General features: G+C 62.6%; 14 protein-coding genes. 3 read left to right on the top strand and 11 right to left on the bottom strand.

Annotation, left to right across the window (positions count from 1 at the left end; translation table 11 throughout):
* Positions 1 to 50: 50 nt before the first annotated feature.
* The 7 genes from ACZ9XP_RS09625 to metH all read right to left on the bottom strand — a co-directional run bounded on the left by ACZ9XP_RS09625 (position 51) and on the right by metH (position 9,409).
* Positions 51 to 1,073 (bottom strand): SIS domain-containing protein, encoded by a 1,023-nt coding sequence (locus ACZ9XP_RS09625; RefSeq protein WP_240803445.1) that lies wholly within the window; start codon positions 1,071 to 1,073, stop codon positions 51 to 53.
* A complete protein-coding gene (gene nagA / locus ACZ9XP_RS09620) occupies positions 1,054 to 2,175 on the bottom strand; it encodes an N-acetylglucosamine-6-phosphate deacetylase (protein ID WP_170253681.1) in 1,122 nt (373 codons plus the stop codon). Before nagA ends, ACZ9XP_RS09625 begins: the two co-directional genes overlap by 20 nt.
* Entirely contained in the window at positions 2,172 to 2,942 is a 771-nt protein-coding gene (locus tag ACZ9XP_RS09615; RefSeq protein WP_240801178.1) for a GntR family transcriptional regulator, read from the bottom strand. Before ACZ9XP_RS09615 ends, nagA begins: the two co-directional genes overlap by 4 nt.
* A 296-nt stretch (positions 2,943 to 3,238) precedes the next feature.
* On the bottom strand, positions 3,239 to 4,120 hold the full coding sequence (gene yedA, locus ACZ9XP_RS09610; protein ID WP_465188328.1) for a drug/metabolite exporter YedA: 882 nt from the start codon (positions 4,118 to 4,120) through the stop codon (positions 3,239 to 3,241).
* A gap of 122 nt (positions 4,121 to 4,242) precedes the next feature.
* Positions 4,243 to 4,722, bottom strand: a complete 480-nt coding sequence (locus ACZ9XP_RS09605) for a GNAT family N-acetyltransferase (protein WP_147686223.1) — start codon at positions 4,720 to 4,722, stop codon at positions 4,243 to 4,245.
* Positions 4,723 to 4,836: 114 nt separating this feature from the next.
* Positions 4,837 to 5,472: a glycoside hydrolase family 75 protein gene (locus ACZ9XP_RS09600; protein WP_147686225.1), complete on the bottom strand. Its 636-nt coding sequence runs from the start codon at positions 5,470 to 5,472 to the stop codon at positions 4,837 to 4,839.
* Between the two features lie 208 nt (positions 5,473 to 5,680).
* Positions 5,681 to 9,409: a methionine synthase gene (gene metH, locus ACZ9XP_RS09595; protein WP_465188327.1), complete on the bottom strand. Its 3,729-nt coding sequence runs from the start codon at positions 9,407 to 9,409 to the stop codon at positions 5,681 to 5,683.
* 124 nt (positions 9,410 to 9,533) lie between these two features.
* Here metH and ACZ9XP_RS09590 point away from each other — a divergent pair, with 124 nt between their 5' ends.
* Both ACZ9XP_RS09590 and ACZ9XP_RS09585 read left to right on the top strand, forming a co-directional pair.
* Positions 9,534 to 10,289: a type 2 periplasmic-binding domain-containing protein gene (locus ACZ9XP_RS09590; protein WP_147686229.1), complete on the top strand. Its 756-nt coding sequence runs from the start codon at positions 9,534 to 9,536 to the stop codon at positions 10,287 to 10,289.
* A gap of 65 nt (positions 10,290 to 10,354) precedes the next feature.
* Positions 10,355 to 10,939 (top strand): YqiA/YcfP family alpha/beta fold hydrolase, encoded by a 585-nt coding sequence (locus tag ACZ9XP_RS09585; protein WP_147686231.1) that lies wholly within the window; start codon positions 10,355 to 10,357, stop codon positions 10,937 to 10,939.
* 15 nt (positions 10,940 to 10,954) lie between these two features.
* On the opposite strand, the gene ACZ9XP_RS09580 is transcribed toward ACZ9XP_RS09585, so the two are convergent.
* Positions 10,955 to 12,316, bottom strand: a complete 1,362-nt coding sequence (locus tag ACZ9XP_RS09580) for an ATP-binding protein (protein WP_147686233.1) — start codon at positions 12,314 to 12,316, stop codon at positions 10,955 to 10,957.
* Positions 12,313 to 12,858, bottom strand: coding sequence for a heme NO-binding domain-containing protein (locus tag ACZ9XP_RS09575; RefSeq protein WP_147686235.1), 546 nt, complete (start codon positions 12,856 to 12,858; stop codon positions 12,313 to 12,315). Before ACZ9XP_RS09575 ends, ACZ9XP_RS09580 begins: the two co-directional genes overlap by 4 nt.
* Before the next feature lie 112 nt (positions 12,859 to 12,970).
* Here ACZ9XP_RS09575 and ACZ9XP_RS09570 point away from each other — a divergent pair, with 112 nt between their 5' ends.
* Positions 12,971 to 13,945 (top strand): quinone oxidoreductase family protein, encoded by a 975-nt coding sequence (locus ACZ9XP_RS09570; RefSeq protein WP_147686237.1) that lies wholly within the window; start codon positions 12,971 to 12,973, stop codon positions 13,943 to 13,945.
* A 513-nt stretch (positions 13,946 to 14,458) separates the two neighbouring features.
* Here the strand turns inward: ACZ9XP_RS09570 and ACZ9XP_RS09565 are convergent.
* Positions 14,459 to 16,282: a phosphoenolpyruvate carboxykinase (GTP) gene (locus ACZ9XP_RS09565; RefSeq protein ID WP_147686239.1), complete on the bottom strand. Its 1,824-nt coding sequence runs from the start codon at positions 16,280 to 16,282 to the stop codon at positions 14,459 to 14,461.
* 595 nt (positions 16,283 to 16,877) lie between these two features.
* Positions 16,878 to 18,743, bottom strand: coding sequence for an ABC transporter ATP-binding protein (locus ACZ9XP_RS09560; protein WP_147686241.1), 1,866 nt, complete (start codon positions 18,741 to 18,743; stop codon positions 16,878 to 16,880).
* Between the last annotated feature and the right edge of the window lie 159 nt (positions 18,744 to 18,902).

Below are 18,902 nucleotides of genomic sequence, written 5' to 3'. Positions count from 1 at the left end.
GTGTTATGGGTGTGGCCAAACCGGCCGGGCGGCCGCCCGGCTGGCACGGTTTATACCGTAAGGGTTTCTTTTTTCAGGTGGCGCGGCGTGTCCGGATTCAGACCGCGCGCTACCGACAAACGGGCGGCCATCAGGTAGAAGCTCTGGATGGCCAGCAGTGGGTCCAGCGCTTCGTCACCGGCGGTGGCCAGGGTGAGGTTGCGGCTGGCCACGTTAGCCGGTGCGGCCAACAGTACATTGGCACCACGGCCGCGCATGTCGTCGGCCAGGGCCACCAGGCCGGCTTGCTCGGGGCCACGCGGGGCGAAAATCAGCAGTGGGTAGCCATCGTCCACCAGCGCCATCGGGCCGTGCTTGATTTCGGCACCAGAGAAGGCTTCTGCCTGGATAACGCAGGTTTCCTTGAACTTCAGCGCAGCTTCCAGCGCCACGGCAAAGCCCAGGCCACGGCCTACAACCATGATGCGTTCAGCCGGTACCAGTACGTCCAGCGCGCTGCTCCAGTCCTGGCGGGTGGCATCGGTCAGGTGCTCGGGCAGGTCGTTCAGCGCGGCCAGCAGGGCGGTGTCCTGCTGCCAGTGCGCCACCAGGCGGGCTACCGCAGACAGGGTGGCAATATAGCTTTTGGTAGCGGCCACGCTTTTTTCTTCGCCGGCGCACAGCGGCACCGACCATTCGCAGGCTGCAGCCAGCGGGGAATCGGGCTTGTTGACCAGCGCCACGGTACGGGCACCGGCCTGGCCCAGGGCGGTCATGGTGTCGATCAGGTCAGGGCTGCGGCCGGATTGCGACAGGGCCACGGCCAGCTGGCCTTTTACATTGAGCGGTGCTTGATGCAGCGTGAGCAGCGACATGGGCAGCGATACCACCGGCGTGCCGGTGCGCTGCATCGCCAGGTAGGCGAAATAGTTGGCCGCATGGTCCGAGCTGCCGCGCGCCACAGTCAGTGCCAGCTGTGGCGGCGCTATGGCCAGTTCGCGCGCCAGGACAGCCAGCCCTTCATCGGCATACATATGCTGGGCAGCTACCGCCTGGGCGGCAAACAGGGCTTCATCAAGCATTAACGAGCTCAAGACACTCTCCTTCTACGAATACGCGTTGCAACTGCAGGTTTGAATCCATCACCACGATGTCGGCCCACGCGCCCTCTTGCAGCCTGCCCCGGTCGTGTACGCCCAGATAGTCGGCGGGGTACAGCGAGAGCCGGTTGCTGGCACTGGCCAGCGGCACACCGATCTCTACCAGGTTGCGCAGCGCCTGATCCATGGTCAGGGTGCTGCCTGCCAGCGTACCGTCGGCCAGGCGTACACCGCCCAGGCACTTGGTCACCGTTTGCGAGCCCAGCTTGTACTGGCCATCCGGCATGCCCGCTGCGGCCGTGGAGTCGGTCACACAGAACAGCCGCGGTATCGCCCGCATGGCGGCGTGCATGGCACCGGGGTGCACGTGCAGCAGGTCCGGTATCAGCTCGGCGTACTCGGCATGCGCCAGCGCGGCCCCTACCATGCCCGGCTCGCGGTGGTGCAGGCCGGTCATCGCGTTAAATAAATGGGTAAAACCACTGGCGCCGTGTTCCAGCGCCTTCACACCGTCTTCGTAGCTGCCTAGCGTATGGCCCAGCTGTACGCGTACCCCCTGGCGGCTTAGCTCGCGGATCACTTCCATGTGACCGGCCACTTCGGGCGCGAGGGTTACCAGGCTGATGGGGGCCAGCGAACGGTAATGGTTAATCTCTTCCATTGCGGCTTCCACCGCGTTGTCCGGCTGCGCACCGAGCTTGCCCTTGTTGATGTAAGGGCCTTCCAGATGCACACCCAGAATGCGTGCGCTGCCGGGCTGGCGGCTGCGGCTGGCGTCGCCCAGGGCCGACAGCACAGCGGCCAGGGCTTCGCGCGGCGCGGTCATGGTGGTCGCCAGCAGCGAGGTGGTGCCAAAACGCGCATGGGTACTGGCTACATGCTGGGCGGCACGCCCTGCTTCCATGATGTCTACCCCGCCACCGCCATGCACGTGCAGGTCGATAAAACCCGGCAGGATATAGCGCTCGGCCTGGCCGGCTGCGGCCAAGCTGCCTTGTATGGCGGCAATCTTGCCGTCGTCACCTATCTGCAGCTCGCCGTCCATCCAGCCTGCGCTGGTCAGCATGCGGCCTTGTAAAACTCGTGTTGCGTTCATCGTCTCAGTTCAGCCACAAAGTCGTAGTAATCGTTACGACACCAGGTGTCAGTCAGCTCGATGGCTACGTTATCTGCCGTGTAGCCGATACGGGTAATCAGCAGCATGGCCTCGCCCGGCTTGATACCGGCAATGGCAGCAATATCCGGGTTCGCATTCACCGCACGGATATGCTGCAGCGCCCGCACTATCGGGTGGCCCACGGTATCCAAGTAGGCATACAGCGAGCTACCCACCGCCTGCGGGTCTGGCAGATAGGTCAGGGGCAGCGAGCTTTGCTCGATGGCCATCACCACACCGTCTGCCAGGCGCTGGCGCTTCAGCCTGGCCACTTGGGCATTAGGCGACAAACCCAGCTTGATCACTTCTTCGTGCGTGGGCGTGGCAATACCACGCGACAGCCACACCGATGAAGGCTCGAAACCCTTCATCTTCAACATTTCGGTAAAACTGGTCAGGCGCGACAGCGGCTGCTCCAGGCGCGGGGTAATAAAGGTACCCGAGCCATGGCGGCGGCGAATCAGGCCTTGCTCCAGCAACACATCCAGCGCCTTGCGCGCGGTCACACGCGAGATGCCCAGCTCTTCGGAAAAGGTGCGCTCCGAAGGCAGTGCTTCATCCGCCTGCCACCAGCCGGCGTGTATGGCTTCGGCCAGCTTGCGTGAAAACTGCAAGTACAAAGGCGTAGTGGAAGTCTCTTCCGGCTTTAATGCATTCCAGCGGCTATCCATATGGCTACCCTGCAAGTGGTCATTCAAAGGTGCCATTGTAGAACCCTGTGTTTTCCTGCCGAAGCACAACAGGCCGTTCCACAGGCGCAAAAGTAATACCACTACAACACCACGTCAATACCAATCTAGCCATTTGTCGCACAACTGCAAGAAATGCAACACCCTGAAATGTCTTGCTTTGTCGCAGCACACTTCTCGCTGCAGTGCAAAATGCCATCTGTTTGCAAAAAATTGGCATTTTTATGACCACAAAGTGGTATCAATCTGGTTCCTTAAAAAGGCAATAAAAAAAAGCCTGCAATCAGCAGACTTTGGCAGAAGCGCGACAGATATCAGTCATCGGCACGTGGCTTGGGGCGCCAACCGATCAGCACCACCGCCAGCACGATAATGCCCATGGCGCCCATTTCATGTACGCCCACGTGCTCGTCCAGCAGCCACACCCCCAGCAAAACGGCAATCACCGGGTTCACGTAGGCATAGCTGGTGGCCGCCGCCGGGCTCACCGTTTTGAGCAGGAACAAGTAAGCGGTGTACGCCACCATGGAGCCAAAAAACGCCAGATAGGCCACGGCCAGCCAGCCGGCCAGCGGTGGCGTAGCCAGCAGCTGCTCACCGGTGGCCACACTGCCCAGCAGCAGTGCCAGGCCGCCAGACAGCATCATCACCGCACTGGACATCAAACCCTTGGGCTGCACCAGATGCTTGCTCCAGGCCGAGCCAAAAGCCCAGCCCGCCGAGGCAAACAATAGCGCGGCGGCGCCCGCCGGCGAGGCCTGCAGGTTGGCGCCCATATTCAACACCACCATGCCGGCAATGCCCAGCAGGATGCCGGCCACTTCCATCTTGCGCGGCACGTGGCCAAAGAAACGGGCAAACAGGGTGGCAAACAGCGGCACGGTGGCCACCACCAGCGCCGCCACGCCGGACGACACGTCCTTCTCTGCCAGTGTCACAAAGCCATTACCGATCGCCGGCATCAGCACCCCCAGAATGGCGCCGCCACGCAGCTCCTGCCAGGTCGGGTTGGCCTCGCCACGCCAGCGCAGCCAGGCGTACATCAGCGCCCCCGCCACCGTGAAGCGCACGCCGGCCATCATGAACGGTGGCCAGTACTCCACACCGATACGGATAGCAAAATAGGTCGAGCCCCAGATGACATAGAGGGCAAAAAAAGCGGCGAGCAGCTTGAGCTGGTGGGTACTGAGCGTCATGGCAGGTTTCCTGTGTAGACCCGCAACATGCCTGCTGTACATGACGATTACAAGAGATGAAAACTGAAAAGCCTGTTCTGGACGGGGCAAGGCTTTTGGCACGCATGGCCTGATGGCTGGCGTCAGAACAGTTTGGTAACCATCACATGGCAATACTGGCGCAGCGTCACCGTATTAAAACCCGCCTTCTGGTAAAAGCGCAGCGCAGGGTTATCAGGATGCACGCTAAGCGAAACCTGGGCATAGCCGCGGCAGGCCGCCTGATGCAGCAGCGCCGACAACATTTGCCGCCCGTAGCCACGCTGGCGAAACTCCGGCTCCAGCGCCATGCCCAGCTGCGGCGTAAAAATATCCACGTACCCCAGGCCGACATCTTCCGGCAACAGGCGCAACCAGCACGCACCGACATCCCGCGACGCCAAGCGTGCCACCAAGCCCAGGTCAAAAGGGGAGCCCCAGTCAATGCAACTCTCCACCACAGCAGGTTCATGATGATGTGCCGTGTCCGGCTGTGCTGCAGTTGGCGCAGTCCATGCGGCCAACTGCAGCCAGCGGTGCAGCTGCTCTTGGTCAGAATCAAGCAGTGGGCGTAAGGAAAGCATGCGGGGCCATTAGCAGGGTGTTAACTAAAAAAGCTTATACCACTGCTTATAAAAATTACAAATTATTAAATGTCATGGGCATTAATAAATTCAATATTATCGTTACCCGCGTCGTCAGGCTGGCTGCAACACGTAGCCCGGCGCAGCAATGCCCGGCCATAACTCATAAAGCACTTGGACCTTGTCCAGGCCGCCACGCCTGGGGCTGGCCGGTATGCCCAGCATCATGGCCGCGGCAATGCTCAGCTCGCCCGCCAGGTTTCTGGGGCCACGGTCAGCCACCACACAGTCCACGCTTTTACCCTGGTAACTCACCCGCGCCAGGCAGCCACGCACAATGCCCCGCGTGTGCTGTACCACCAACGGTGGCACCACAATATAGGGCTCGGTCGCCGAATCGACATACGCCGCCGGGTCGTCCGCCGGCATGCCGGGGTGGCGATACCAGGTCGTGGAGGCGATGACACCACCGGGAAACACCTTGGGTTCGTTGTCGGTATCGAGAATGACAATATTGCGCGCCCAGTCGTGCAGGCACACCACCTTGCCGTTCACCCGGCGCATGCCACCATTAGCCAGCGATTCCAGCCCCTGATCATCCTCACGGTACGCTGCCGGGGCGCCGTGCTGGCCGTTGGCGCCATCGGCGTCAATATCGGCGTCGGCCATGAAATACACCCGCCCGCTGGCATCTTGCCAGATCTTGCACGCGTCACCTTCGCCTGTAATCACGCCCAGCAATTCGTCCATGACCGTCTCCCGTTAACAGGCAGCCCCGGCGGGGCTACTGTTTTCGGGATGGCACGTTGGCAGGTGTTCTATACAAGGGAAAGGCAACGCTAGCGCAACAAAGTATCTTGAAATGTAAAAACAAAATCAGACTCGATAGATATGAAAAGGGCAGGCCGCGCGGCCTGCCCTGATTGCCTTCCTCTGCGGCCAACGTTGGCCGCATGCCTTACGCGTTGTAACCCAGGTTGGGTGCCAGGTCGCGCTCGGCCTGCGCCACGCTCACGCCACGGCGGGTAGCGTAGCTTTCCACCTGGTCGCGGGCGATCTTGCCCACGCCAAAGTAGCGGCTGTCGGGGTGGCTGAAATAGAAGCCGGATACCGCGGCGGTAGGCAGCATGGCGTAGCCTTCAGTCAGCGTCATGCCGATAGCCGGCGCGTTCAGCAGCTCGAACAGCTCGCGTTTCACCGTGTGGTCCGGGCAGGCCGGGTAGCCTGGCGCCGGGCGGATACCCACGTATTTCTCGTCGATCAGCGCCTCGTTATCCAGGCTTTCACCCGCCGCGTAGCCCCAGAACTCGGTGCGCACGCGGTGGTGCATCAGCTCGGCAAAGGCCTCGGCAAAGCGGTCGGCCAGCGCTTTGAGCAAGATGGCGCTGTAGTCGTCGTTAGCCGCTTCGAAACGCGCGACATGCGGGTCGATACCCAGGCCGCCGGTCACGGCGAAGGTGCCGATATAGTCCTGCACACCGCTGTCGGCGGGGGCGATGAAATCGGCCAGCGCCCAGTCAGGGTTGGCCGCAGAGCCGTCCTTGGTGGCTTTGACCAGCTGCTGGCGCAGGCCGACCCAGGTCATCAGCGGTGCGCGGGTGTCGGGGTCGAGGATCTCGATATCGTCCACGTCCACGCTGCGCGCCGGGAACAGGCCGATCACCGCATTGGCCTGCAGCCATTGCTCGCTGATGATCTGCTGCAGCATGGCCTGGGCGTCGGCCCACAGGCTACGGGCGGATTCGCCCACGATGTCGTCGTCCAGAATGGCGGGGAAGCGGCCGGCCAGCTCCCAGCTCTGGAAGAACGGCGTCCAGTCGATAAAGCGCGCGATCTCGGCCAGGTCGTAGCGCTCGAAGCGGCGCACGCCCAGCCATTTTGGCGCGGGCGGCACATAGCCGGCCCAATCGATACGGTGGCGCGCCTCGCGCGCCTGTGCCAGCGGCAGCAGCTTGGCGTCGCCACGGCCTTCGAAAATGGCACGTGCCTTGGCGTAGTCGTCGGCCACTTCCTGCACAAAATTATCACGCAGGGTGTCGGACAGCAGGTTGGAGCACACGCCCACGGCCCGGCTGGCATCCGGTACGTAGATCACCGGGCCGCTGTAATGCGGGGCGATTTTTACCGCAGTGTGCACGCGGCTGGTGGTGGCACCGCCAATCAGCAGCGGGATGTCAAAACCCTGGCGCTGCATTTCTTTTGCCACGTGCGCCATTTCTTCCAGGCTAGGGGTAATCAGGCCGGACAGGCCGATAATGTCGGCCTTGTGCTCGCGCGCGGCGTCCAGAATGGTCTGGCACGGCACCATCACGCCTAGGTCGATCACCTTGTAGTTGTTACAGCGCAGCACCACGCCGACGATGTTCTTGCCGATATCGTGTACGTCGCCCTTCACCGTGGCCATGATGATCACGCCCTTGGCTGGCGCGTCCTGCAGGCCCATGCGGATTTTTTCTTCCTCGATGAACGGCTCCAGGTGCGCCACGGCGGCTTTCATCACGCGGGCGGATTTCACCACCTGCGGCAGGAACATCTTGCCGGCGCCAAACAGGTCGCCCACCACGTTCATGCCGTCCATCAGCGGGCCTTCGATCACGTGGATAGGGCGCTCGCACTTCAGGCGCACTTCCTCGGTATCTTCCACGATATAGGTGGTAATACCCTTGATCAGCGCGTGTTCCAGGCGTTTTTCTACCGGCAGGCTGCGCCAGGCCAGGTCTTCACCCTTGGCCTCTTTGGCGTCGCCACGGAAGCTTTCGGCCAGGCTGATCAGCGCCTCGGTCACCGCCATGATGTCGTCGCCGCGCATCAGCACCACGTCTTCGATACGCTCGCGCAGCACCGGGTCCACCTCGTCGTACACTTCCAGCGCGCCGGCGTTCACGATACCCATGGTCATGCCGCGCTGAATAGCGTGATACAGGAATACGGCGTGAATGGCCTCGCGCACCTTGTTATTGCCGCGGAAGCTGAACGACACGTTGGACACGCCGCCGGAAATCTTGGCGTGCGGCAGATTCTGCTTGATCCAGCCGGTGGCCTCGATGAAGTCCAGGCCGTAGCGGGCGTGTTCTTCGATACCGGTGGCTACGGCAAAGATATTGGGGTCGAAGATGATGTCTTCCGGCGGGAAGCCCACTTCGTCCACCAGGATGCGGTAGCTCTTTTCGCAGATTTCCACCTTGCGGGCGTAGGTGTCGGCCTGGCCCACTTCGTCGAAGGCCATCACGATCACCGCCGCGCCGTAGCGGCGCAGCAGCCGCGCCTGCTCGACAAACTTGTCCTTGCCCTCTTTCAGCGAGATGGAGTTGACGATGCCCTTGCCCTGGATGCACTTGAGGCCGGCTTCGATCACGTCCCACTTGGAGCTGTCGATCATGATGGGCACGCGGGCGATGTCCGGCTCGGCGGCAATCAGGTTCAGAAAGCGCACCATGGCGGCGTGGGCGTCCAGCATGCCCTCGTCCATATTGATGTCGATCACCTGCGCGCCGTTTTCCACCTGCTGGCGCGCCACGTCCAGCGCCGTGGCGTAGTCACCGTTGAGGATGAGCTTGGCAAAGGCTTTGGAGCCGGTCACGTTGGTACGCTCGCCCACGTTCACAAACAGGTCTTTGTCGCCGATATTGAACGGCTCCAGGCCGGACAGGCGGCACTTGGGCTCGATCTGCGGCAGCGGGCGCGGCGGCAGGTCTTTCACCGCCTCGTAAATGGCCTTGATGTGGCCGGGCGTGGTGCCGCAGCAGCCGCCAATAATGTTCACCAGGCCAGACTCGGCCCACTCGCGAATCTGTGGTGCCATGTCTTCCGGTAGCAGGTCGTAGCCGGTAGGGGCCAGCGGGTTGGGCAGGCCGGCGTTGGCGTGCACCGACACGAAGGTATTCGCAATGCGCGACATTTCCTCTACATACGGGCGTAGCAGGTCCGGCCCCAGTGCGCAGTTCAGGCCAAAGCTCAGCGCGTCGGCGTGCGACAGGCTGTTGTAGAAGGCTTCGGTGGTCTGGCCGGTGAGCGTACGGCCGGACTGGTCGGTAATGGTGCCCGAGATCATGATGGGCAGGCGCGTGGCCTCGGGGTGCTCGTCGAAGTACTTGTGGATGGCAAACACCGCCGCCTTGGCGTTCAGCGTGTCGAAAATGGTTTCTACCAGCAGGAAGTCCGCCCCGCCTTTTACCAGGCCGTCGATGGCGGTGGTGTAGGTGTCTACCAGTTCGTCAAAGGTGACATTGCGGTAACCCGGGTCATTAACGTCCGGGCTGATGCTACAGGTGCGGCTGGTGGGGCCCAGTACGCCAGCGCAGAAACGTGGCTTGTCTGGCGTGGCGGCGGTTTGCGCCACACACAGGTCTTTTACCAGCTTGGCCGCAGCGTGGTTCAGCTCCCACACCAGCGACTGCATGTCGTAGTCGGCCATGGCGATGGCGGTGGCGTTGAAACTGTTGGTCTCGATAATGTCCGCGCCCGCATCCAGATAGGCTTGGTGAATCTCGGCAATGATCTGCGGCTGGGTCAGCACCAGCAGGTCGTTATTGCCTTTTACGTCTACCGGCCAGTCGGCAAACCGCTCCCCGCGATACTGGGCCTCGGTCAGCTTGTATTGCTGAATCATGGTGCCCATACCACCGTCCAAAATCAGGATGCGGCGGGAAAGCAGGTCGTAAACGGGGTGCGATAACAGTTTTGACATGGCAAAGGCGGCTTTAATTAAGTAAAACTACGTAGACACAAGAGCTTAATCTTATCATTGCATTTTGGCCCGAGCGGGTCATCCTATAGAACAAGAGAGCATAACAATGCCAAGAGAGCCGTATATGTCTACGTTTTTCAGCCGCCCGGCGTGGCTATTGCTGGCCGCGGCCTCGGCCCAGGCCGCCCCGCCGCTGCACATTGGTGTCGCAGAATCCGACGCCGCGCCGATTGTGGTACTGAACGCGCAGCGCCAGCTGGACAGCGGCCTCTCCAAGGACCTGGGGCTGGCCCTGGCGCAGGCGCTGGGTAGCAGTGCGCGCTTTAGCGTGCTGTCGCGCAACCGTATCGAATCGGCACTGGAACAAAGCAAGGTGGATGTGGTGTGCAATGCCAACCCGGCCTGGTTCGGCAATGCCGACAAACTGGGCTGGACACAAGACTTCTACCCCCAGATCGAGCGGGTAGCGACCCTGGCTAGCCACCTGCGCACCATTCAGGGCATCCAGGACCTGGCCGCGCAGCGCGTGGGCGTGATACGCGGCTATCACTACCCGGCACTGGTACCGCTGTGGCAGAACGGCGGCGCCACACGGGTAGACCACCCGCAGCTGGACTCCAGCCTGAAAGCCCTGCAAATGGGCATGATCGACGCGGTAGTCAGCTCGGAGCTGGAGCTGGCCGCCTGGGTAAAGCGCAACCCACAGCCTGGCAAGCGGCTACGCCTGCAGCCTTGGGTGGTGTCGGTACTGCAAACGCGCTGCGCTGTGGCCCCGCTCAGCCGCTACACGGTCGCGCAGCTGAACCAAGCCATCAGCCTGCTGGAAAAGCAGGGTAAAACCAGGCGCATCATACAAGGCTATAGCTGGAAAACCAGCTAGCCAGCGGTTGACGCTGGCACGCAGCCAGCTATGCTGATGGCTTGCCACCCCAACGGCTACTGACCATGACCCACTATCTGTACTTGCACGGTTTCCAGTCTGGCCCGCAGTCGCTCAAAGCGCGCGAAACCCAGGCCTATCTGCACGCCATCGCCCCCGAGGCCAGCTTTAGCAGCCCGCAGCTCTCGCCCTACCCGGCACAGGCCATCGCGCAAACCGAAGCGCTGATTGCCAGCCTGCAGCAACCCGTGGTGCTGATAGGCAGCTCGCTGGGCGGCTATTACACTACCTGGCTGGCCGAACGCTTTGACCTGCCTGCGGTGCTGATCAACCCGGCTATCCGCCCCGAGGCCGAGCTGGCGCGCTTCATGGGCCCGCTGCACAACCCGTATACCGGCGAACACTACACGCTGGGTCCACAGCATATGGATGAGCTGATTGCCCTGCGCCCGCCACGGCTGCATGCGGCCAACTACTGGCTGGTACTGGGCACGGCAGATGAAGTGTTGGATTGGCGTGACGCCGTGCGCTACTACGCTGGCGCCCGCACCACGGTATTGAATGGCGACGATCATCGCCTGCAAGGTTGGCCGCAATGCCTGCCCGGCCTGCTGGGCATGGAAGGCAAGCTGCCCCGGCCAAACCACTAGCGGCCCGGCGGCGCCTTAGCCACCGTCGCGCTGGTTGGCGTAGTCGCCGCGGGCGGCGTGGCACAGCACGCTGGCCAGCAGGTCCAGTTTGAGCGGCTTGGTCAAAAAATCATCCATGCCGGCCCGCATGCAGGCCTGGCGGTCTTCTTCGAAGGCATTGGCGGTCAGTGCCACAATATCCGGCTGTACCGGCAGGTCCTGGGTACGGATGGCCACGGTGGCCTCTACCCCGCTCATATTGGGCATCTGCATGTCCATCAGCACCAGGTCCACATTACCGGTTTCCACCACGGCCACCGCCTGCAGGCCGTCATCAGCCAGGGTGATGCAGCTTAAGCCCAGGCGCTCCAGCATTTTCACGATCAGTTTCTGGTTGATGGCGTTGTCTTCGGCCACCAGTACCCGCAGCTCCCGCGCGGGGCCGGGCAGCTCGATGGCCGACAGCGTGCTGCTGGGGGCCAGCACCGGCGCGGCCACCGTCTCGGCGCGCCAGCTGAAAGTAAAACAACTCCCCTCCCCCACCTGGCTGCTCACGGTGATATCGCCCTGCATCGCCTGCGCCAGGCGGCGGCTAATGGCCAGCCCCACACCCGTACCACCATAACGCCGTGTGGGCGAGCTATCGGCCATTTCAAAGGTGCGGAACAGGCGGCCAATCAGCTGGGGGCTCATACCGATGCCGGTATCGCTCACCGCCACGTGCCAGTAACCGTAGCCGTCCGGCTGTTTATCCAGCGTGACGCGCAGGCTGATCTGGCCTTCGGCGGTAAATTTCAATGCATTGGACAGCAGGTTGCCCAGCACCTGGCGCAAACGGTCGCCGTCCCCTTTCAGCCAGGGCAGGCTGTCCGGGCGTTCCAGCCACAGGCTCAGGCCTTTGGCATTGGCACTGATGCGATACTGCGCCAACAGGCCGTCCAGCAGCGCGGGCATGTCTACCGGGTCGCGCCGCAGGGTAAGGTTGCCATTCTCGATAGAGGACAAATCCAGAATATCGCTGATCAGCACCATCTGGGCCTCGGCGCTTTCCTGCAAGGTATGCAGCAGCTCGCGTTGAGCCGGCGACAGCGGCGTGCCGGCCAACAATTCGGCCATGCCCATCACCCCGTTCATGGGCGTGCGCAGCTCGTGGCTCATCACCGCCAGAAACTCGGTTTTGGCCCGCACGCCGGCCTCGGCCAGCGCCAGTGCCTGGCTCAGCTCCAGCGTGCGTTCTGCCACCTTTTCTTCCAGCTGGTGCGCTGCCTCGGCCAGCTCGCAGTTGGCCGTATACAGCGCCAGGCTTTTGGCCTCCAGCAAGCGCTCGGCCTCCAGGCGGGCCGCGTGTTCGCGTGCCAGCCGTTTTTCCAGGCGCTGGATAATGTCCGCGTCACTCATGTTTTTTCCAGGATAAAGCGCACCGCCGTACCGTCGGCATCCAGCGCTTCCCGCTGCAGGTGCAGGTGGCCCTGCTCGCCGTAATGCGCTACCGCCCCGTCTATCAGGCCCACAGCCAGGTCGGCCAGGCAGCGCGGCGAACGGTACACCACGCTCAGGCGCTGCGCGGTATGCGATTCCACCTCAAACGACGGCAGCTCGGCATCGGGGTACAGCTTGCGTACCTCGGTGTGAATCACCTGCTCGATATGGCTCACCAGCTCGATGGTGCTACTGCACGCGTTGATGAATGCCGGATACAGCACAAAAAAGCGCCCGAACAGGTACTGGCCAAAAGCATGTATCAGCACCGGCACGTCCAGCCCGGTGCGCTTGGACAACGCCACGATCAGCGCCACCATCTCGGGGAAAGGATACGTACCCACGGCGGTATAGGCACCGCCGTGCGGCAGATTGGCATCATCAATGATGTCATCCACCATATCCGCAGAGAACTTTTGCTCCACCAAGCCCAGAAACTCGGTAAACACCACACCTTTCATACGCCCCCCTTCCCGGAACCGCGCTGAACAATCTGTTTAACCTGCCAAGTTATGCTTTCGTGCACTATCTACGCTATAGCGTAGCCACCCACTCTATTCGATAAGGAAGCCCATGAGCCAGCGTATCCGTTTTGACATTAGCGGCGGCCCGGAAGTATTGCAAACCGAACACTTCGACTGCGGCCAACCCGGCCCCGGCGAGGTGCTGTTGCAACACACCGCTATCGGCGTCAATTTTATCGATACCTATCATCGTAGCGGGCTCTACCCACTACCGCTACCGTCCGGGCTGGGCAGCGAAGCCGCGGGCAAAGTGCTGGCCGTGGGCGCAGGTTTGAGCCATGTCGCGCCAGGCGACCGTGTGGCGTACGCCGGTGGCCCACTGGGTGCCTACAGCCAGCAACGCGTGATGCCGGCCCAGCATCTGGTCAAACTGCCGGACAGCGTCAGCGACGACACCGCCGCCTGCCTGATGCTGCAGGGCATGACCGTGGCCTACCTGATTTTGCATACCTACCGCGTCCAACCGGGGCAAACCGTGCTGTGGCACGCCGCAGCGGGCGGTGTGGGCCAGATTGCCGTGCAGTGGCTATCGGCCATGGGCGTGACGGTCATCGGCACCGTGGGCAGCGCTGACAAAGCCGCGCTGGCGCGGGCGCTGGGCTGCGCCCACGTCATCAACTACCGCGAGGAGGATGTGCCGGCACGCGTGCGTGAACTGACCGGCGGCGCCGGCGTGCCGGTGGTGTACGACAGTGTGGGCAAGGATACTTTCGAGATGTCGCTGAACAGCCTGGCGCCGCGCGGCATGTTTGTCAGCTTTGGCAACGCCAGCGGTGCCGTAGCGGACTTTTCACCGCTGTTGCTGGCACAAAAAGGCTCGCTGTTCTTCACCCGCCCGCGTCTGCACGACTACATCGCCACCCGCGCCGAGCTGGAAGCACTGGCCGGCGCCGTATTCGAGCAAGTGGCCCGCGGCACGGTAAAAGTACAGCCATCGGCACGCTACGCGCTGGCCGACGCCGCCCAGGCGCACCGCGACCTGGAAGCACGCCGTACCACCGGCTCGCTGATCCTGCTGCCGTAAAAGCATGCGGCCAACCTTGCCAGGTTGGCCGCACGCCGCATGAAAAAAGCCTGCCATGCGGCAGGATGCCATTCGGCTAAGCGAATATACATCACCGTCAAGCGGTAGAGTATGCGTGACGCGCCCCATCCCGTTGGCGCGAGCCGGTCAAAATGGTGCGCACCAGGGTTGTGCTGAGCGAATCGGAGATTCGCACGCGCAAGACGCCGATTTGTTTGAGCCCCGAGCCGTTAGAGATCTGCGTGCAAATCTTTGATTTGCTCAGCGATGCGAGTTCGGCGGCGCCTGAGGTGTGCCATTTTGGATGGGGTTTCGAGCAGCCCCGGGTCGGCGGGGATTGCAAAGGGGGCGGCGACCCGCCCCCTTTGCCCGTATGCCGGGCGGAACCGGCAACTTCAAGCATCATCCGCGTAGCGGATTCAATGCATACCCTCTTCCACAACGCTAGTTTCAAAAAAACCGCCCACTTGCGTAAGTGAGCGGCATGGTAGGCTTTTTTAGCTAGGCATCGTTTTACACGCCTAGTGCTGCCGCCAGCTTACTGCGGCGGGCGGCCAGGCTGGCCGGCAGCGCGTCGGCCAGCTTGGCAAACCACTCGTCGTGGGCGGCCAGTTCGTGGCGCCAGGCGGCTTCGTCCAGCACCATCAGCTGCTGGAAGTGCTGCTCGGTAAAGCCATCCAGCCCTGCCCAGTTCAGGTCGGCGTAGGCTGGCACCTTGCCCAGCGGGCTGTCTTCGGCATGGGCGGTGCCCTGCACGCGGCCAACGATCCACTCCAGCACGCGCATATTGTCGCCAAAGCCTGGCCAGATGAACTTGCCGTCGGCGTCGGTGCGGAACCAGTTCACGCAGAAGATGCGCGGCAGCTTGCTGACCTTGCCTGCCATATCCAGCCAGTGCTGGAAGTAATCGCCCATGTGGTAGCCACAGAACGGCAGCATGGCAAACGGGTCGCGGCGGGTAACACCCTGTGCGCCAAAGGCGGCAGCAGTGGTTTCCGAGCCCATGGTGGCGGCCATGTACACACCGTCTTCCCAGCTGGCCGCTTCAAACACCAGCGGCACGGTGGACGAGCGGCGGCCGCCAAAGATGAAGGCCGAGATCGGCACGCCGGCCGGGTCGTTCCACGCCGGGTCCAGCGACGGGCACTTGGCGGCCGGTACGGTAAAGCGCGCGTTCGGGTGCGCGGCCTTGCGGCCGGTCTCTTTGGCGATTTCCGGTGTCCAGTCTTTGCCCTGCCAGTCGGTCAGGTGTGCCGGAATATCCTTGCTCATGCCTTCCCACCACACGTCGCCGTCGTCGGTGAGCGCCACGTTGGTGAAGATCACGCCTTCGTTCAGCATGGCCATGGCGTTGGGGTTGGATTTGACCGAGGTGCCCGGTGCCACGCCAAAGTAGCCGTTTTCCGGGTTGATGGCGTACAGCTGGCCATCCGCCGCTGGCTTGATCCAGGCAATGTCGTCGCCCACGGTGGTCACTTTCCAGCCGTCGTAGGTTTTGGGCGGAATCAGCATGGCAAAGTTGGTCTTGCCGCAGGCGCTAGGGAAGGCAGCCGCGACGTAGCGCTTGTCGCCCTGCGGGTTTTCCACGCCCAGGATCAGCATGTGCTCGGCCAGCCAGCCCTGGTCGCGGCCCATGGTGGAGGCGATGCGCAGCGCAAAGCACTTTTTGCCCAGCAGCGCGTTGCCGCCGTAACCGGAGCCGTACGACCAGATCTCGCGGGTTTCCGGGTAATGCACGATGTACTTGGTGTCCGGGTTGCACGGCCATGGCTTGTCGGCCTGGCCTGCGGCCAACGGTGCACCCACGCTGTGCACGCAGGGCACGAAGGGGCCGTCTTCGCCCAGCACTTCGTACACATTGCGGCCCATGCGGGTCATGATGCGCATCGACGCTACCACGTAGGGCGAGTCGGTCAGCTCGATGCCCACGTGAGCAATGGGCGAACCCAGCGGGCCCATGCTGAACGGAATCACGTACAGGGTGCGGCCAGCCATACAGCCATCGAACAGGCCGTTCAGCGTGCTGCGCATCTGGGCCGGGTCCATCCAGTTGTTATTGGGGCCGGCGTCTTCGCGGCGGGCGCTGCACACATAGGTGCGGTCTTCCACACGCGCCACGTCGGACGGGTCGGAAAACGCAGCGTAGGAATCGGGGCGTTTGGCCGGGTTCAGCGGGGTGAGAGTGCCGGCGGCTACCATCTTGGCCAGCAGCTGCTGGTTTTCCGCTTCGGAACCGTCTACCCAGTGGATGGCAGCCGGTTTGGTGAGGGCGGCCACTTCGGCGACCCAGTTGATCAGTTGCTGGTGGCGTACAAAGCTCGGGGCTTGCAAGGACATGTGTACCTCTGCTTGAAAAAGGGCAGAGCAGCCGACGAAACCCGCCCATTCTCCGGTTGAGCCGGGCGGGTCTGGTAGGCCGCCCTGTTAGGGGGGCTGCGGCATTATCCACCAGCTGTAGTCAATGAGGTACAACCCTGTCTGTTTTAACTCAACTGCCAGCGTAATTTCCCAGGGTGGCGCGCCTTTTTGTTGCGTAAAAAGCGCAAACAGCTGGCTGATCGATAGCAAGGCGTAGTGCGGTGGCTACTTTATTGCCAGCCAGTTTATGGAGCGCTAGGTCATTTGAATCCGCTACGCGGATAGTGTTTGAAGATGCCGGTTCCGCCCGGCAAACGGGAAAGGGGGCGGATCGCCGCCCCCTTTTCATTCCCCCGCGCCCCGGGGCTGCTCGAAACCCCGGGCAAAAAGGCATGCCCCAGGCGCCGCCGAACTCGCCGCGTGCTAACGTCACGCGGCTCAAACAAATCGGCGTCTTAAAACCTGGGGCAAACCGTTTTGCCCGGCTCGCGCCAACGGGATAGGGTGCCTCACAAGTATTCTAGCGATTGGGCAGGCTAGCCACTCCCCTGCCTTATCGAGCCTGCGGCCAGCCTTAGCTGCTGGCCAGCGCCACTTCTTCTTCCGGGTCGATTTCCTCGCCCAGGAAGCCGCCACTCTGGTGCGCCCACAGCCGCGCGTACAGGCCGCCTTTGGCCAGCAGCTGCTCGTGGCTACCCTCTTCTACCACGCGGCCTTTATCCAGCACGATCAGCCGGTCCATGGCGGCGATGGTGGACAGGCGGTGCGCGATGGCCACCACGGTCTTGCCTTCCATCAGCCGGTACAGGCTGCTCTGGATGGCCGCTTCGACCTCGGAATCCAGCGCGCTGGTGGCTTCGTCCAGCAGCAGAATCGGCGCGTCCTTCAGCATCACGCGAGCGATGGCCACGCGCTGACGCTGGCCGCCAGACAGCTTGACGCCGCGCTCGCCCACGTGGGCATCGTAGCCGCGGCGGCCTTTGGGGTCGGTCAGCTGCAGGATGAACTCGTGCGCCTCGGCCTTTTGCGCCGCCGCAATCATCTCCTCGTCGCTGGCCTGCATGCGGCCGTAGCACAGGTTGTCGCGTACCGAGCGGTGCAGCAGCGAGGTGTCTTGCGTCACCATGCCCACCTGGGCGCGCAGGCTGTCCTGCGTGACCTGGCAAATATCCTGGCCATCGATCAGGATGCGGCCGCTTTCCAGCTCGTAAAAGCGCAGCAGCAGGTTGACGATGGTGGACTTGCCCGCGCCACTGCGGCCAACCAGGCCGATCTTCTCGCCGGGGCGAATGGTCAGGTTCAGGCCGTCGATCACTACTTTTTCGCCACCGTAGCTGAAGCGCACGTTGTCAAAACGCAGCTCGCCGCGGCCAACCTGCAGCGGGCGGGCGTCCGGCGCATCGTGGATGGCGATGGGGCGCGACAGCGTGGTAATGCCGTCTTGCACCGTGCCGATGTTCTCGAACAGGCTGGACATCTCCCACATGATCCAGTGCGACACGCCGTTCAGGCGCAGCGCCATGGCGGTGGCGGCTGCCACCGCCCCCACACCCACTTCGCCACGGCTCCACAGCCACAGCGTGGCACCGGCGGTGCTGGCAATCAGCCCCATGCTGAGGATGTGGTTGACGATCTCGAAGCCGCTCACCAGCCGCATCTGGCGGTAGGCGGTGTGCATGAACTCCTGCATCGCGCCCTTGGCAAAGCGTGCCTCGTGGTTACCCTGCGAAAACAGCTTTACCGTAGCGATATTGGTATAGGCGTCGGTAATGCGGCCGGTCATCAGGCTGCGGGCGTCTGCCTGCTGGCTGGCGGCGCGGCCCAGGCGCGGCACAAAGAAGCCCAGCGTCAGCACGTACAGCGCCAGCCAGGCCAGAAAGGGCCACAGCAGCACCGCGTCGAAGCTGCCCACTACCGCCACCATGGTGATGAAGTAGATCACCACGAACACCATGATGTCGGTAATGATCAGCACGGTGTCACGCACCGCCAGCGCCGTCTGCATCACCTTGGCCGACACACGGCCGGCAAACTCGTCCTGGTAAAACGCCATGCTCTGGTTCAGCAGGTGGCGGTGGAAATGCCAGCGCAGGCGCATGGGGAAATTACCGAACAGGCCCTGATACTTGGCCATGGCCTGCAGCGCAATCAGCAGCGGGCTGGCCAGCAGGATGGCGGCCAAGAGCAGCAGGTTGTCGCGCTCTTTGTCCCATAGCTGCGCCGGCGGCACATGGCTGAGCCAGTCCACAATCGAGCCCAGCATGGAAAACAGCAACGCTTCGAAGGCACCAATGGCGGCCGTCAGCAGCGCCATGCCCAGAATCAGGCCGCGCATGCCAGCGGTGGCCGACCAGACAAACGGGAAGAACCCTTTAGGGGGTTGCGGAGGGGGGGTATCCGGGTAGGCATCTACCCGGCGTTCAAACCAGGAAAACAACATAAAGATCGCTCCTTGCCGTAGCGGGGTGGCCGCCGCGGTTCAGGTTGGGTCAGGCCCACAGGCCCACGTAGCGCCACGCCCGGCAGGTATGCCGGCGCAGTAGCGCACTCAAAGAACAAAAGACGCTGCCAGTACGCGCAGCCCCCCGTAGCTTGGCAC

This window comes from Vogesella perlucida, assembly GCF_979366545.1.
This window is presented reverse-complemented; position numbering and strand designations above follow the sequence as displayed.

Coding starts and splice junctions, on each gene's coding strand:
- ACZ9XP_RS09575 (WP_147686235.1), bottom strand. CDS start 12,858: ATGAAAGGTGTGGTGTTTACCGAGTTTCTGGGCTTGGTGGAGCAAAAG.
- ACZ9XP_RS09585 (WP_147686231.1), top strand. CDS start 10,355: ATGACCCACTATCTGTACTTGCACGGTTTCCAGTCTGGCCCGCAGTCG.
- ACZ9XP_RS09580 (WP_147686233.1), bottom strand. CDS start 12,316: ATGAGTGACGCGGACATTATCCAGCGCCTGGAAAAACGGCTGGCACGC.
- ACZ9XP_RS09570 (WP_147686237.1), top strand. CDS start 12,971: ATGAGCCAGCGTATCCGTTTTGACATTAGCGGCGGCCCGGAAGTATTG.
- ACZ9XP_RS09615 (WP_240801178.1), bottom strand. CDS start 2,942: ATGGCACCTTTGAATGACCACTTGCAGGGTAGCCATATGGATAGCCGC.
- ACZ9XP_RS09600 (WP_147686225.1), bottom strand. CDS start 5,472: ATGGACGAATTGCTGGGCGTGATTACAGGCGAAGGTGACGCGTGCAAG.
- nagA (WP_170253681.1), bottom strand. CDS start 2,175: ATGAACGCAACACGAGTTTTACAAGGCCGCATGCTGACCAGCGCAGGC.
- ACZ9XP_RS09590 (WP_147686229.1), top strand. CDS start 9,534: ATGTCTACGTTTTTCAGCCGCCCGGCGTGGCTATTGCTGGCCGCGGCC.
- yedA (WP_465188328.1), bottom strand. CDS start 4,120: ATGACGCTCAGTACCCACCAGCTCAAGCTGCTCGCCGCTTTTTTTGCC.
- ACZ9XP_RS09560 (WP_147686241.1), bottom strand. CDS start 18,743: ATGTTGTTTTCCTGGTTTGAACGCCGGGTAGATGCCTACCCGGATACC.
- ACZ9XP_RS09565 (WP_147686239.1), bottom strand. CDS start 16,282: ATGTCCTTGCAAGCCCCGAGCTTTGTACGCCACCAGCAACTGATCAAC.
- ACZ9XP_RS09605 (WP_147686223.1), bottom strand. CDS start 4,722: ATGCTTTCCTTACGCCCACTGCTTGATTCTGACCAAGAGCAGCTGCAC.
- metH (WP_465188327.1), bottom strand. CDS start 9,409: ATGTCAAAACTGTTATCGCACCCCGTTTACGACCTGCTTTCCCGCCGC.